Origin of the sequence: Halobacteriovorax sp. GB3 (assembly GCF_028649655.1) — a bacterium.
Taxonomy (GTDB): Bacteria; Bdellovibrionota; Bacteriovoracia; order Bacteriovoracales; family Bacteriovoracaceae; genus BSW11-IV.
The window spans coordinates 269,754-284,091 of record NZ_JAQSLN010000004.1; the positions used below are offsets into that span (position 1 = coordinate 269,754).

Sequence of the window (14,338 nt, forward strand, 5' to 3'; positions counted from 1 at the left end):
AATATTAAGATTCTGTTAATCCTCATTCTCGCCCTTGTAAAAGTGAAGCTCCGACCTGTATATAAAGCCCAACTTGAATATCTTCACTAACTTATAAAAGGAAATCACAATGAAATCACTTCTACTAGCAGCTCTTCTTATGTCTTCATCAGCATTCGCTGGAACACTAACAATTGGACACAAAGCACAAGACGTTTCTCCAGTAATTAAAAATTACGTTGAAGCTGTTCTTAACAACAAATGTGCAGGTGCTTTTGAAGAGGATGCGACTGTAACACTTGAAGAAGTATCTTACATCATTCTTGATCAAGGTATGGAAAAAGAATATACAGCAAAAGTAAAAGTAGTTTCTGACTATGGTCACATTGTTGACAGCATTAAAATCGAATTTGATGAAGATGTTTATCACGGTCAAGGTTTCTACCTTTACAACATCTCTGCTTCAGCACCTTATCTTTGCGAATAAGAAATATTTAGTTCGAGGAGTTCTCTCCTCGAACTTTTCTTTTACTAATGCCATTGTTATAGTGGCGCCCATGAATATCGAATCCTACCACGCACATTTTTACTACACAGAAGAAACTCATGCCAAAGCGCTTTCTATTTTAAAAAAGGCCGAGCTAGAACTTGAGGGAATAGAACAAGGTAAGGCCCATCAAAAGCCTGTTGGCCCTCATCCTGTCTGGAGTTGCCAATTGCTCGTTCCCGTTGCTCGATTCGAAGAAGCCCTTAAATGGCTTATGAATAATAGAGAGGAACTAGATATTTTTATTCACCCTGTTACTGGCAACGATTTAAAAGACCATACTGATTATGCCATGTGGTTAGGGAAAAGTTATGAACTCAAATTAGAGCGCTTTAAATAAAGTTATCTAACATCTCCTATCATAAAGATTAGTATCCCTAGTCATTTCTATTCACACTCCTTAGAATTAAATAAAAATCATCAAGGAAGAAGAATGAAAGTAACTCTACTACTATTACTGACGCTATTATCTGCTCCAGCTTTATCGAGAATCCAAAAAGGGCTTTATATGGGAGTGGATCCTCATAGTTATATGGACTGTGAAATGGAGGTAACAAAAGTCGAACACGATCAATTAAGACCAAGCCGTTTTAATAGGACCGTACTTGCAAAGTTAAATGGTATTCCATTTAGACTTCGCTATAGAGAAAGTTATGATTTTCAATCAGGGGCCCATAGCCTTGATCCAAGATCAATGGAAGATGCTGTTCAAATTGGTTATCGCATTTTTGCGGGGAAGCTTTTCATGAACCCACAAACAAACAACACAACAGTGAAGTCTTTTGTCGCAACAAACCGCCTAGGACAAGTTCGCTATTGCAACAACCTTAAATATGTTGGTGAACTTTAGAATCTAGATCATTCTTTTATTCCAAAGAGAACATGATTCGAATCATTTCAAAACCTTACGCCTAAAATATTCAGAATAAGTAAAAACTCTTTTAATAGTTAACGAAGCTAAAGCTATTAAAGGAGTTTTTATGAAGAAATTAAGTACGCTCGCGCTCGCTCTACTAATGAGTTCTCAAGCATTCGCCTCAGGACAAGTTTTCTATCGTTATGGTATTTCAAAATTATCAGAAGATCGCGGTGGTCAGATTTTTACTGATACAGGTGCCGCAGCAGGAAAGAACGATGATGATCAAGGAACATCACTTTCGGCCGGTCTAGATCTTAAACTAATGGATTGCCCACTTTCAAATAACTCACTACTTGGTGAAGTCTATGTAGATTACAATAAGTTTTCAGATAAGAGAGTTGCAAATGCAATTGGACAAGTTGCTGGTGTTGAACCAAAGGTAAATGAAGTAACAGTTTCTCAATTAGCAGTTGTTATTGCTCCAAAATATCGCTTTGAACTTGGAAAATTTAGACCATGGATTATCCCAGCAGGTCTTGCCTTTCTAGTTAACTCGCCACCATCAAATACAACTAACTACCTTGATGTCGGATATCATGCAGGTGTTGGTGCTGAATATATGGTACTTAAAGAGCTTTCTCTCGGTGCCGATGTTCGCTACACTGCAGGAGCAGGAGACCCACAACTAAAAGTTAAGTACACAAGTTATGGTGCTTACCTTGGTATCAATTTCTAATCTTTTCCTTGGATTAATCTAGGCCTCGAACTTCGAGGCCTCTACTTTTGTTGAATTAAAGCTTGAGGCAATAAGAGCTTCCTTGCTCCAGGTAATCTTCCGTAAATACAAAGAATAAACTACCATCTTTTATCATATCTCTTATGGAACTCCAATACTTTGGAGGAACCGCACTGCATCCATCAGACATCCCAGAAGTCATGGCCGATTTAAAATTATGTATTGTTTTGTGCAGGCTTGAGATCATTGAATTATCTACGTAACTCCCACTACTATTTTTAGCAGCGTGAATAACAATTCCCCTATCGTATGACTTTTCATTCTCTCCTTTTTGCAGACCAAAGAGTCGAATTCCAAATTTCCACCATTTCTTCCAATTCTTATAAACTGGTCCGGTAACAAAGAATCCACTTGGCGTTAAATCCGAGCCCATTTTATTTGAAAAATGCTTCGCCAACGATCTCTTATTTTTAAGACGGCCTTTTCCACTTCCATGGGCAGAAGGATAAGCGACGACTTCTTTACTTTCTAAATCAATAATAAAGAAGCGATATTCATTACCTTTCTTTGTTAAATCGTGAATCGTCACAAACCGCTTTCTCTTTATTGTGATCCCCTCACGAAAAGAGCTCTCTAGATTGTTTTCCCAAAAGCATTTCAATTGATCTAAGGCAATTTGGTTTCCGCCAACTTTTTCAAAGTTGTCATATATCGTTTGGTCAAAAGAAAGTGTTTGCAATGAAAATAGTGCAGCAAGTGTAAAGATAAATGTTTTCATGAAGGCTTTCTATGAAAGCTGAACTTATCGGTAAAGACGGTCTGCAGAGAGATTTGAAGTTTTTACAGTCAATGATTTTCCATTACATCGAAAAAATTCGAAAATGACTTTTCAACGGCCTCTATTCGACCAAGTTCACCACCACCATTTGCTCTCATAAACAAATAACTAACCATAACCATTCGATGATCATCCTCAGGTGTAAATGGAACATATTGATGATGTGATTTACGCCCTTGAATTTTTAGAGACATTCCATTTGATGAATTCAACTCATGTGTAATACCAAAAGCATCGAGAATTCTCATCGTCTCAAGGATTCGGTCACATTCCTTGTATTTTAAAACTTCAATATTTTTAAGTAGGCTCTCACCTTTTGCATAGGAACAAAGAAAAGCTAACGTCGCAACGAGATCAGGACAGTCAGAGCAATCTATCTCTAATCCATTCAATTGGCTTTTTGAGATGATCAGACCTTCTTTAGAAAAGGAAATCGTCCCTCCCATCTTTTTAACAATTTCAATGAGAACACTATCAGCTTGAAACTCATCAATTTCATGACAATTAGTAATAGTCACTTCACCACAATGAAGGGCCATAGCAATAGGGTAACCAAGGGAGCTAAAATCAACAGGAATGAGAAGATGATTTGACGCTTTCACTTTCTCTATAAGATCGAGTGTCATTTTCCAGTAGGACTCTGAAGTCGAAAGACCTCTTGGAATAACATCGAGCCCAAGTTTACTTAGAGCCAAGGCAAGACCCGTTGCAAATTGAGTTGTCTGAGTACAGTCAACTTCAATGGTAGATTCCTCAACTTGAAAAGGGCCTTTGATCTTTAGCCAATGATCCTTCTCAGACTCAACAAAAACCCCGTGCTGAATTAAAGTTTCGTAGAGAGGCTTCATAGGTCTCTTTCTCATATGGCCTTTAGGCTCGATAATATATTCTGAGCTACCGAGAGAGAGAAGTGGAATAAGAAAACGATTTGTCGTCCCACCTTCACCAGTCTCCAAAACAACTTGCGTCTCCTTTTCACATTCTGGAAAAGAATTAACAACGCAAATGCGATTTGGAGATTGTGTGATCTCTAGACCAATCTTTTTAAGGCAATCAATCATTAGTTCGACATCAGAAGATAACGGAATATTTTCTAACGTTACAGCTTCTTTTTTTAGCGCAGCAAGAACAAGCGCCCTATTGGCAAAAGACTTCGAAGAAGGTACTTCAATCTTTGCACGAAAAGGAGAGGCTTCTATTTTTTTAAAACTCAAAGGAATTAATCTCCGTTAACTTAGCGACAAATATATTTTCAAGTTCATTTAAATCCATTGTTTCAATAAAGGGCACACCTGGCTTCTTTGTACGAATAAGATCAATCTTTCCCGAACCTTTCACTTTCTTATCTTTTTTCACATATTCAAAAAAAGAATTAGCTTCGATAGGCTTATTACTCCAAGGAGTCGTAAGGTTTTTATAGTCGATCTTTTCAGCGTATTCTTTAAGCAATTTGAGATTCTCTTTTTCATCAAAAATAATAAAGAGAATAACCATCCCCCAAAAAACGCTAATGCCATGAGAGAGAGAGTAATGTTTCTCAATAGCATGACCAAAAGTATGTCCAAAATTTAAGAGTTTTCTCTCACCCTGTTCTTTAAAATCCCTTTCGACAAGATTTTCTTTATACTTCGCACTTGAAGTTACTAAGTTTTGAAAACGAAAATCTTTAGATAGAAGATTTCGAGAAATTTCAGCTGAAAGAAATCCATATTTTAAAATTTCTCCCAACCCACTTTCTCTATGTTCTTGTGGAAGCGTTTTTAAGAAATCAATATCAATAAGAATTTCTTCAGGTAAATGAAATGTTCCAATTAAATTTTTACCAAATATAGAATTAATCGCCGTTTTTCCACCGATAGCTGCATCGATCATCGATAGTAGTGTCGTTGGTACAACACTCCAGCTAATCCCTCTCAGTAAGAGTGAGGCGACAAGTCCAGAAAAGTCACTCGTGGCACCGCCACCGATTACAAATAGATGAGAATCTCTTTGAACTCCATTTTCTAAGAAGAATTCAAGTGCTTTTTCTAGATGAATAAATGACTTTAAGTTCTCACCAGAGGGAGCAATCCAAAGACTATTTTTTTTCCCTGGGAGATGGCGAATATCATTAATAAACTCTCGATAGAGATTCGCTACATTCTCATCAATGATAAAAAGGAGATTATCATTTTTATAAAATTTCAAATACTCTTTTAGCTCATTAAGCTCTTTGTATAGGACTTTACTACTCATCATTTTCTACCTGATAAGCATTTTGTCTAAGGTAATGATCAGCGAGAACAACCCTTACCATTGCTTCTACAACAGGAATTGCACGCGGTAAAATACAAGGATCATGTCGACCTTCTTTGGCCTTTTCACCAATTGTTGAAGTTGGTTTAAAAGTGACTTCTAAAGAAATTCGATCCCCATTAGAAATTCCACCTTCTATGCCACCAAAATTTGATGATTCACTAGAAACTTCACTACCCAACATATCCGCCATTTTCTCACCTAGCCCAAAAGAAAATGAAACACAAGCGCCAATAGAGAGAAGTGCTTTTGCAAAATCTGCTTTTAATTTATCAAAGGCAGGTTCTCCTAAGCCAACAGGACAATCATCTATTGCAATAGAGATTCGTCCGCCAACACTATCGCCTTTAGACTTAAGATCTAAGAGGTAGCTCTTTATTTCTTCACTTTTAGAAGGGTCTGCAAATGAATAATCTCCAAAGTCTTTTTCCAAATCCGATGGAATTGATTCAACAGAGAAAGGTCCAAGTTTTGTAATTAAAGCTCGAACAGAGATACCTTTAATAATTAAAGATGCAAAATACCCCGCGATGACTCGCGAAAGAGTTTCTCTTCCACTACTTCTTCCACCGCCCCTATGATCGCGATGACCATATTTGAGCTCATAAGTGCGATCAGCATGACCTGGTCGATGCTCATTTTTTAATTTATCGTAATCTTGGCTTCTCTGATTTGTATTTTCAACAAGAACACATATTGGTGCTCCCGTTGTCTTCCCTTCAAAAATACCTGAGATAATATTAGCCTTGTCCGCTTCTTTTCGAGAAGTCGTTCCAGCAACCTTACCAGGAGCTCTTCTATCGAGATCCGCCTGGAGATCATCTTCATTAATAACAACACCCGATGGCATACCATCAATCACAACACCTAAGGCCTTGCCGTGTGATTCGCCAAATGTAGTAAATGAAAAGAGTTTCCCAAACGAATTTCCGCGCACCTTAACCTCGAATAAAATTAGTTATCATATCAATCTTATATTACTATAATTGACATTGCACAAATAGCAAAACGGGAACAACCATGCTCTTAGAAGATTTTAAAAATATCCTTGAAGTTCAAAGTCTAGACAAACAAATACAAAAACATCTGTGTATCATTGAAGATGAACAAAAGCGCCTTCAAGTTGTTACAGCAAATAAGGACAGACGAGCAAAAGAAAAGGAAGCCTTAGAAGAAAGTCTTTCAAAGCTAAGTCATGAAAATTCTCAACTTGAAAAAGATCTTTTCACACTCGAAAAAGAACTCAATAAGGCCAAGGAACATCTCGGCATGGCCACCTCTACTCAACAAGTTTCAGCTCTAGAAAAGGAGATTTCAAACCTCTCGCCTCGAGTTGAAGAAATAGAATCTAAAATTCTTGAAAATCTAGAAAGAGAAGAGAAAGCACAAGAAGAGTTAAATAAAGCTAAAACCTATTTCAGTGCCATTGACGAAACAATCGCTGAAATACAAAATGAAATCGACCAAGTCGCCAATCAAGAACAGAAAGAAATCTCTAAATACAATGAGCGAATCACATTACTGTTAGAAAATCTCTCTCAAGATACAAGAGAAATCTATTTTAAGGCCAGAGAGAAACATCGCTTTAATCACCCCGCAACACCGATAATGGGAAGCGGATGTGGTGTCTGCAAATATCAAATTCCTGCAATCACTCGTTCACAAGTAGAGCGATCAGAGGTGCTCGAATTTTGCCCAGGTTGCTCGAGACTTCTTGTGCCACTGAACGCAAAGCTCTGATATGGCAGAAGAGATAGGCACCTTATTAATTTTCATCATTAATAACCATTTGTAATCACGTAAATACTTAACTTTAATTTAACTTCGCTATAAAATTATACGATAAAGAATAAAGGCAATTTCTTTACGAGGTTTAAATGACAGAAAAGAAGCAACCATTTTTTGGTCACACCCCAGAGTCACAGAAGAGGGCCCTAGAAGGTCTGAAAAAGTTCCTGCCACCTATGGACGCTAATGACATGGAAGAGAATGTTCTCTACCTAGAGAAGCTCGTTTATCTTACTCTTGATATGAAAAAAGATATCATTACGAGAGTTGATAAAAAGGTTATCGCTCAATCATTTAGATTGTCGACGACTGCTCTTATTCGTTCATTCCTTGCAGAGCTCAGTACATCGATTAAGCAAGATATTCTCTTTGCTCTACAAGAACAATCTCCAATTGGTGAATTCGAATACAACATTAAGTCATTCGTAAAATATATTCGCCAACAAGAAGCGAAAGGAAGAATCATTTTAGATAAAGATTCATGTGAAGAATACGTTTAATGATTAAACTTCTCGATTAGAGAACTATACAAATACTCCAAGGAGTATAAATAACTTTCTCTTTGAACCTGATAATTCAGAAAGCTCTCTTGCGTTTCTAAAAAACGATTTTCTGCATTTAAAACCTGATCTAAGCTGCCCTTACCTCTATTGTATAATTTATTATATTCAAGAAATGTTTTTCTAGCGAGATCGACTCGAACTTCTGAAGATTGGATATTCTTTGTCGCTAATTCAATCTGTCTATTTATCAATTTCAAATCACTAGCAACTTCAACTTTCTTTTTTTCTAAATTATTTGTAGCAATTAAAAGATCCGCTTTTGCCTTCTCTTTCTGGAACCTCTCGATGTCAAACGAAAGAGGCATAGTAACCTCTAGACCAACTTTATATTCCTTATTGTCAGATCCGATTGTTCCATCTTTAAAAGCATCTTTAGAGCTCTCATCGAAATTATTCGTTCTATAGGCCGTTTTCAGAGAAATCTTAGGTAAGATCATATTCTCTTTCTGTTTTAAAATATTTTTAAAGGTCTCAACACTCATTTTTGAAGAAAGAAGAACTCGATTCTCCTTAACACTCCCCTTTGGAGAAGGTCTTAAAAGTGATGACTTTTGCGGTAACTCATCACTAATTTTTGTGATTTCATTAGAGTTAATTTCTCTTTGTAATTTCTTTGATAGCTCGCTCAGTGATTGTTCAAACTCATTTGTCGTTCTTAAAAGCTCTTCTCTAGCAAAGGCCTCTTGCGTTTTTGCACTATAGAGGTCGGCCCTCTCTTTAAGTCCATCCCTTACTTTTTTAGAAATATACTCTGTTCGCTTTGTTGCTCTATCTAATGAAGCATTCTTTAGTTCCATTACATCTTTAAGATATGAAGTTCTTAGATAAGAAGTAAGGAAAGATAGTAGTTCCTGTTCAACAGCTGAAAACTCCCCCGCTTCAGTGGCCTTGAAACGCTGTAAGTTTGCTTCAATATTTAAATAAGAATTTCGACCTAAAAAATTTTGCCCTAGGTCCTGCTCATAAGAGATATTTTGATCATAACTATTGGAGCTTCCACTCGATCCATAATCACCATCAACAATTCCAGAAGAAAGCGTAAATCGACCACCCCATTTTGTTTCTTTTAAGAGTGAGAGTGTATGAGTGAGAGTCTTATTATCAAGTGAGTAATAACTTGAAGGAGAAGTTCTTAATGTACTATTTGCATACTCAGAGGAAAGACTAAGGGCCCACTCTCTTTTTTCATCTTCAATTTTATAATCATAAAGAGACTTATCGATTCTTAGTTTTGCATTTTGAACTTCTATATTTGAAAGTAGAAACTCTTTTGAGAGTTTTCTAACATTTGCTTGAGAATTAAAACCTAAAACAAGTGTACCTAAAAAAAACATTCCAACTTTATAATTCAAAACATCACTCCTTCAGATGCTAAACTGAATATCATTAGGCTGACTCTTAAACTACTGTAAAAGTAAAGTTTATCTATTTTCTTTTTGTATGATTTAAAAAAAGTGAGCTCATTGTTTTAAAGCAATCTGTTTTCCAATTTTTAGTCACATATCGTCTTAATAGCTCTTTTTTCTCGAATTCTTCAAGATAGGGCTGCTTAATGAGTAAGGCCCATTGTTTTTCAGTTGGCTGAAAATCAAAGAGACTTTCAATATTGTTAAAAATGAATTCTGACTTTTCTGGAGCATGAACTCCTGAATTTGTTATGGCATAAAGAGCTTCATCGAAGTTTTTGGACAATTCAAAGCTGACTTTTAAGACCGTGTTCTTATCACTTTGTTTCAGTTTAAACGATTTCGACAATTCTATATATCTCTTCATTGGAGCATTGAACTTATCGAATAAATGAGAACTTTGAAAGAACTCGTCTTTAACCTGAGTATTCCAATATCTCTGTGTCGAAGGAATGAAATCAAAGAGTTGAAATAACTCTTTACTCGATTTTACTTTCGATCTTAAAAAGCTTCTTCTAATAGTTTCTCTTTTATCAATTTCTTGCATTTTTAATCGAGCTTCACGAACGATTCTCGACAATTCTTCAATAATAATTTTTCCTCTTCTGATCTCAGGAGAGCTAAGTTCCTCATGATAGAGACGATCGCCCGTTCCATCTTGGAAGTCGATCATAAAGTCTCTTTGATCAAAAATAGACTTCGAATCAATATCTTCAGCATAATTGATAACATTAAGCCAGTCGGCCAAAAACCACTCGTCATTTTTAATACTGTAAATAAGCTGATCCGCTCTAAAATCTGAAACCATTTCTAGTTTTGCTGTTGAACGAGCGAATTCGATAAGAGAATGAAGGGCCTTTTCAAGCATCTTATTGTCATGTTCCTCATAATTAAAGAAGTACTCTTCTCCCTCGAGCTTCTGCTCAATGAGTTCCATTAAAATAAAGCGTTCTTTTCGATAGTCATAGATCTCAGGGATTCTTATCCCCGTATTTTTGAGCTTTTGATAACCTACGTAAGTATATTCAATATACTTATCGACATAGTATCCATCGTGATCAAACTTAGGTATTCGTAGGGCATAATGTTTTTTCTCGCCTGGAATTTTAACTTCAAGAACCAATGTTGTTCCACCCGAACCTAAGAATTTAACAAATTCGAATTTCTTATCTTTAGAGAATATAAGAGTATCTCCCTTCTCAAATGGAAGGTCCTCCACATAGTCCTGATACTCAAGAACAGGAGTCCCTTCTTTAAAAAGAAGATAATCCTGGCCTGCAAAGGATACAGAACTAAAAATCAGTACAAATAAAATATACTTAAAATACATAATTCTCCTCCCTTATTCCTACCGAACTCCAAATATTGGGCAAGGAAAAAAGCCTAAACTCTATAAAACTTTAACGAAAACAAATGACTTCACTTGATTCTTATGGCCAGTTCAAGTAGAAAGGTTGAACCGAGTTAGAGAGACCATCGCCGGTGAACGTATGTTCACGGGAGGAAAGTCCGGGCATTGTATGGCAGCATAGCGGGTAACGCCCGTCCACCGCGAGGTGAGGACAAGTGCAACAGAAAGAAAGTACAGGGGTCTGAGGTCGTTTGGGTAGCGTAAGTGGGCCAAACATCGACGGTTCGTCCACCTGCTGTAGTGAAACCAGGTAAACTCTATGTGATGCAAGCCCAAATAGGCCTGTGCAATCTTCGGATTAGACGGCAGCCAGTCTGAGCAGGCGGGTAGGGTGCTCGAGCCAGAGGGTAATCTCTGGCCTAGATGAATGATGGTCCTCGACAGGACCCGGCTTACACTCTAGCTCGGTTTTTTATTCCATCAACTGATCAACAGTTCTTGCGACACTCTCACATTGTTTTTCATTAAACTCCACGCCAATTGATGGCGCCTGTCTTGGGTTTAGGAAATCATCAAATATATCTCCTCCCCTTGAACCACGACTTCCAAATTGAGAAGGTCTAGGCTTAATGTAGCGATAAACAGAGAGAATATTTTCTTCACCACATCTTTGATCTCCACACTGATGAGGTGGATTATCTTGAATAAAGAGATGAGCGAGCTCATGAGCAATTAAGCGCGAAAGGTTTCCACACCCTGCCCTATCTTGTGAAATAAGAAGATGATTTTGAAGAACTTCTTTCAACAAAGGCGATTGCATTTGTTCAAATTGAATAATTGGAAAAGCAAATCCACAATGACCAGTGACATCGGCAACAGAGTGAATTGTAATGCCTTTATTCTTTTTAAAAATCTTATTTTCTTTTAAGTGATGATAAAGAGATTCCTGAAAAAAGATAAACGAGTCTCTTCCTTCTTTTGTTTCGATTTCTGTTTGTGATTGAAGAAGTTTAAATGGCGATACATCGACATTGAGACTTTCTTTTAGCTTAATTTCATATTGATAATTTGAGCGACATGACTGATTTAACTTATCAAAGAAGAAATCAATTCCCTGCTCCAGTTTTTGAAATTCGCTATCTTGATTTATCGTTGAATAAATCGTTACAGGGATCGCTGCATAGACATGAGAACTAAATAGTAAAAAGACGAGAACATTAAATAATTTCATAGAGTTGTTATAGTGAAACTCTCAAATTAAAGAAGATCCATTGAACTTTTTACAAATCAGTTTTTAAGTTAATTCAGCAACTTAAATAAGGGAGAGAGCTTTAATCGATGCTGTCGATAAGTTTGTTTTCTCTGAATCATTATTAAACAACTGAACATCTAAAAGATTGGAGAATTTTTTATCAAACTCGTCCTGATCAATTTCATAGATATAATTTACGATTTTATATTTGGTGATCGTCGTTTTGTATTTTTTGAGTTTATCCACATTTATTTTTTTCTTTAAAATTGGATACTGAGAAATTTTCTTATCTTCTGATTTAAGAATAAATGTAGGAAGTTCGATTTGGCCAGAAAGCCATTGATCATCACTTTTAACATAGCCAAGAATTTTATTTCTTTTTTTAACGACAACTCTCAAAAGCTCTAATTCAAAAAACTTTTGTTTCTTTTCTTCTTGAATTGGATACGAAAGAGGCTCACCGCTTTCTTTAGCAAGACACTTCTTATTCATTGGACAATTTAAGCAATTCGCTTTTCTTGCTTGGCAATAAACTCTTCCAAGATCCATTAATGCTTCGTTAAGCTTTCTCGCCCCAACTTTATCAATGTCTTTTAAAACCTTTCCCTCTTCAAATAATGCTTTAATCATTTTTTGAAGCTTAGGACCTTTCTTTTCTTTAATCCCATAAAGTCTAGAAACAACTCTCTCAATATTTGCATCAATAGCAAGTGCTTTATGATCAGCACCAATTGATAAAATAGCATTGGCCGTATATTCTCCAACCCCACTTATTGAAATAAGCTTTTCATAATCAAGAGGAATTTCTCCATCGAAATTCTCAACGATATCAATAGCAGCTTTTCTAAGATTTCTAGCTCTTCTATAGTAGCCAAGACCTTTCCAAGCTATGCAAACTTCTTCTTCTGTCGACTGGGCTAAATCGTAAGGCGTCGGATAGAGTTTTAAAAATCGATCGAAGTGGCTAAGAACTGTTCCAACAGTTGTTTGCTGCAACATAATTTCAGATACAAGAGTCCCATAAAGAGTTCTCTTTTTACGCCAAGGAAGTTCTGCGTGATCGCTGTCAGACCACTTAATTAAATTTTTAAACATAGACTATGAAGTACAAAAACTTATAAGGATTTACAAGAATTAATCAGCTCTGATGAGGCTTTAATGAGCTTTTCCCCATCAAAGTTCGCGTAATCTCCGCCGTGCATGATCGCACCATTATTGTCTAAGAAAGTTCTAAGCGATGGAGATAGCTCATCAACATCTGTTACGACAACAAGATGTTTTGCCCTTGAATTTTCAATCCATCTCATGAGTCTCTTTTCATCGTTAAGTCCATAATTTAAACAAAGAGTATCGTGTCCACCCAACATTTTCTTGGAAGTGTTAAAAACGGATATTGATAGCTTTGCCTTAGGGCAACTGTGAATGAGTTTTTCAGCAAAAGATCGCCTTGAACAATGATCCTCATCTCCGTTGAAGTCGACTCTTTTCATGCTAGAGCTTGTATCAATCCAAACTTCCATATCACCTGCTGGTGCGAGATCTTTTTTTGCTTTACCACAAAAGATATCAAAGTAATCTCCATCTTTGCAGTCGATCATATTAACATCCATTGAGTTAATCGTTTTAAGTTGCTTAAGAGTTTTCTCTGTTTTCTTTTTTTCAAACTCTTCTTTGGTTAAACTGTCAGCATGTTCTTTAATAAAACCAAGCTGAGGATGGAAACATCCATCACCCATCGGCGTACAATCGTATTTCTGGGCCAACTCAACTGAACTAGAGACAATTGGGTATTGAGCAAATTCTTTAAGAGATTTTTCTAATTGAGAGACTACTGGAGGCGCAAGAAAGTAGACCTCCAATTTCTTTGGAAATGAAAATGATGAAACTGAAAAAAACATGCTTATTAAAAGCCAGTATTTTATCAAGCAATCAATCCTTTCTGGCGGAAATAGCGAAAGAGCTCATTCCCCAGATCCACTATTAAGTCACGTCCTTCCATATCGAGATGAAGAAAGTCCGTCATATAAGCTTTTTGTCTCGGAGTTAACTCTTGCAGCTTTCGCTGAATCGTATCTCCTGAACTTCTTCCCCCTTCATCTGCACGAAAAGGAATTGTTCCCGATTTACCACCTATTTTAACATTAGCATTTGCATTTCTCTTACCTCCACCAACACTTAAAGTTTCAGAAACAGCCTCATCAAATGTTCTCTCTGTTCCTAAGCTCTGAGGCTCACTTCTTTGTGCTGATTGCGCTTCTTCTGCTGGGGATAAGGGTTCGTCTCTATATAGCCTTACAAGCCTTAGAAACTGATCCGTATAATCCTCTTCGACAAAATCTACAATTTCCATAGTAGGGATCTGCAATTTTGCGACGATTTTAGCAATAAGGTGTTCGTCGAGATCTCCAACTTTCATCGACATAAAGCGGCTCATCGTTGAAACACCAGTATCTGTGAGCTCTGCAAGCTGCTTTTGAGTCGCAACTCCTCGTAATCTCATATACTTTACAACAGTGGCCAAAAAGTCTTGAAAGCTTGCACGTTCAAATTTCGACATGGAATCCTCCTGGTGACGGTAAGTTATTAATTATTCATTATGTCACCCTAGGACCTAGCGAAAAATGTCTCACTAAAGTCCTCAATTTCATTATCGGAATTGCAAAAAAATTTCTTAATGCAATTTTCTTTCTTGACGCAACGAGTCAGGTATTCTATACTGCAATT

16 protein-coding genes and 1 other RNA gene are annotated in these 14,338 nt (G+C 36.7%); 7 read left to right on the forward strand and 10 right to left on the reverse strand.

Features of this window, described 5'->3' with window-relative positions; all coding sequences use genetic code 11:
• Positions 1-109: 109 nt before the first annotated feature.
• From HBN50_RS14830 to HBN50_RS14845, 4 genes are all read left to right on the forward strand, one after another.
• Positions 110-466 carry a hypothetical protein gene (locus HBN50_RS14830; protein ID WP_273871308.1) on the forward strand — a complete coding sequence of 119 codons (357 nt, stop codon included), beginning with the start codon at positions 110-112 and terminating at the stop codon, positions 464-466.
• 70 nt (positions 467-536) lie between these two features.
• Positions 537-866 (forward strand): DOPA 4,5-dioxygenase family protein, encoded by a 330-nt coding sequence (locus HBN50_RS14835; RefSeq protein WP_273871309.1) that lies wholly within the window; start codon positions 537-539, stop codon positions 864-866.
• 93 nt (positions 867-959) lie between these two features.
• Complete coding sequence (locus HBN50_RS14840) at positions 960-1,376, forward strand: hypothetical protein (protein WP_273871311.1); 417 nt, start codon at positions 960-962, stop codon at positions 1,374-1,376.
• Positions 1,377-1,506: 130 nt separating this feature from the next.
• On the forward strand, positions 1,507-2,121 hold the full coding sequence (locus HBN50_RS14845; protein WP_273871313.1) for an outer membrane beta-barrel protein: 615 nt from the start codon (positions 1,507-1,509) through the stop codon (positions 2,119-2,121).
• 55 nt (positions 2,122-2,176) lie between these two features.
• Here the strand turns inward: HBN50_RS14845 and HBN50_RS14850 are convergent, their stop codons facing one another.
• From HBN50_RS14850 to aroC, 4 genes are all read right to left on the reverse strand, one after another.
• Positions 2,177-2,899: a murein L,D-transpeptidase catalytic domain-containing protein gene (locus HBN50_RS14850; protein ID WP_273871314.1), complete on the reverse strand. Its 723-nt coding sequence runs from the start codon at positions 2,897-2,899 to the stop codon at positions 2,177-2,179.
• 68 nt (positions 2,900-2,967) lie between these two features.
• A complete protein-coding gene (locus HBN50_RS14855; protein WP_273871315.1) occupies positions 2,968-4,173 on the reverse strand; it encodes a 3-phosphoshikimate 1-carboxyvinyltransferase in 1,206 nt (401 codons plus the stop codon).
• Positions 4,163-5,197 (reverse strand): 3-dehydroquinate synthase, encoded by a 1,035-nt coding sequence (locus tag HBN50_RS14860; protein ID WP_273871317.1) that lies wholly within the window; start codon positions 5,195-5,197, stop codon positions 4,163-4,165. The genes HBN50_RS14855 and HBN50_RS14860 overlap by 11 nt, the downstream gene beginning before the upstream one ends.
• Positions 5,187-6,191, reverse strand: coding sequence for a chorismate synthase (gene aroC, locus HBN50_RS14865; RefSeq protein ID WP_273871319.1), 1,005 nt, complete (start codon positions 6,189-6,191; stop codon positions 5,187-5,189). Before aroC ends, HBN50_RS14860 begins: the two co-directional genes overlap by 11 nt.
• A gap of 83 nt (positions 6,192-6,274) precedes the next feature.
• Between aroC and HBN50_RS14870 the strand changes: the two genes are divergently transcribed.
• Together HBN50_RS14870 and HBN50_RS14875 are read left to right on the forward strand one after the other, a co-directional pair.
• Positions 6,275-6,994 (forward strand): zinc ribbon domain-containing protein, encoded by a 720-nt coding sequence (locus tag HBN50_RS14870; protein ID WP_273871321.1) that lies wholly within the window; start codon positions 6,275-6,277, stop codon positions 6,992-6,994.
• A 137-nt stretch (positions 6,995-7,131) separates the two neighbouring features.
• Entirely contained in the window at positions 7,132-7,542 is a 411-nt protein-coding gene (locus tag HBN50_RS14875; RefSeq protein WP_273871323.1) for a FliG C-terminal domain-containing protein, read from the forward strand.
• Here the strand turns inward: HBN50_RS14875 and HBN50_RS14880 are convergent.
• Entirely contained in the window at positions 7,539-8,957 is a 1,419-nt protein-coding gene (locus HBN50_RS14880; protein ID WP_273871324.1) for a TolC family protein, read from the reverse strand. The two genes, HBN50_RS14875 and HBN50_RS14880, sit on opposite strands and share 4 nt — an antisense overlap.
• Positions 8,958-9,030: 73 nt before the next feature.
• A complete protein-coding gene (locus HBN50_RS14885; RefSeq protein ID WP_273871325.1) occupies positions 9,031-10,341 on the reverse strand; it encodes a hypothetical protein in 1,311 nt (436 codons plus the stop codon).
• Positions 10,342-10,471: 130 nt separating this feature from the next.
• Here HBN50_RS14885 and rnpB point away from each other — a divergent pair.
• Positions 10,472-10,833: RNase P RNA component class A (gene rnpB, locus HBN50_RS14890), an RNA gene on the forward strand.
• Between the two features lies 1 nt (position 10,834).
• On the opposite strand, the gene HBN50_RS14895 is transcribed toward rnpB, so the two are convergent.
• The 4 genes from HBN50_RS14895 to HBN50_RS14910 form a co-directional block, all read right to left on the reverse strand.
• Positions 10,835-11,593, reverse strand: a complete 759-nt coding sequence (locus HBN50_RS14895; RefSeq protein WP_273871327.1) for a hypothetical protein — start codon at positions 11,591-11,593, stop codon at positions 10,835-10,837.
• A gap of 81 nt (positions 11,594-11,674) precedes the next feature.
• Positions 11,675-12,709, reverse strand: coding sequence for an A/G-specific adenine glycosylase (locus HBN50_RS14900; RefSeq protein WP_273871329.1), 1,035 nt, complete (start codon positions 12,707-12,709; stop codon positions 11,675-11,677).
• Between the two features lie 20 nt (positions 12,710-12,729).
• A complete protein-coding gene (locus HBN50_RS14905) occupies positions 12,730-13,512 on the reverse strand; it encodes a hypothetical protein (RefSeq protein ID WP_273871331.1) in 783 nt (260 codons plus the stop codon).
• 23 nt (positions 13,513-13,535) lie between these two features.
• Entirely contained in the window at positions 13,536-14,171 is a 636-nt protein-coding gene (locus HBN50_RS14910; RefSeq protein ID WP_273871333.1) for a hypothetical protein, read from the reverse strand.
• Between the last annotated feature and the right edge of the window lie 167 nt (positions 14,172-14,338).

Excerpts from the sequence above, each read along its gene's own strand:
- HBN50_RS14830 (WP_273871308.1), top strand. The coding sequence starts at position 110 with ATGAAATCACTTCTACTAGCAGCTCTTCTTATGTCTTCATCAGCATTC.
- HBN50_RS14835 (WP_273871309.1), top strand. The coding sequence starts at position 537 with ATGAATATCGAATCCTACCACGCACATTTTTACTACACAGAAGAAACT.
- HBN50_RS14840 (WP_273871311.1), top strand. The coding sequence starts at position 960 with ATGAAAGTAACTCTACTACTATTACTGACGCTATTATCTGCTCCAGCT.
- HBN50_RS14845 (WP_273871313.1), top strand. The coding sequence starts at position 1,507 with ATGAAGAAATTAAGTACGCTCGCGCTCGCTCTACTAATGAGTTCTCAA.
- HBN50_RS14850 (WP_273871314.1), bottom strand. The coding sequence starts at position 2,899 with ATGAAAACATTTATCTTTACACTTGCTGCACTATTTTCATTGCAAACA.
- HBN50_RS14860 (WP_273871317.1), bottom strand. The coding sequence starts at position 5,197 with ATGATGAGTAGTAAAGTCCTATACAAAGAGCTTAATGAGCTAAAAGAG.
- HBN50_RS14870 (WP_273871321.1), top strand. The coding sequence starts at position 6,275 with ATGCTCTTAGAAGATTTTAAAAATATCCTTGAAGTTCAAAGTCTAGAC.
- HBN50_RS14875 (WP_273871323.1), top strand. The coding sequence starts at position 7,132 with ATGACAGAAAAGAAGCAACCATTTTTTGGTCACACCCCAGAGTCACAG.
- HBN50_RS14885 (WP_273871325.1), bottom strand. The coding sequence starts at position 10,341 with ATGTATTTTAAGTATATTTTATTTGTACTGATTTTTAGTTCTGTATCC.
- HBN50_RS14895 (WP_273871327.1), bottom strand. The coding sequence starts at position 11,593 with ATGAAATTATTTAATGTTCTCGTCTTTTTACTATTTAGTTCTCATGTC.
- HBN50_RS14900 (WP_273871329.1), bottom strand. The coding sequence starts at position 12,709 with ATGTTTAAAAATTTAATTAAGTGGTCTGACAGCGATCACGCAGAACTT.
- HBN50_RS14905 (WP_273871331.1), bottom strand. The coding sequence starts at position 13,512 with ATGTTTTTTTCAGTTTCATCATTTTCATTTCCAAAGAAATTGGAGGTC.
- HBN50_RS14910 (WP_273871333.1), bottom strand. The coding sequence starts at position 14,171 with ATGTCGAAATTTGAACGTGCAAGCTTTCAAGACTTTTTGGCCACTGTT.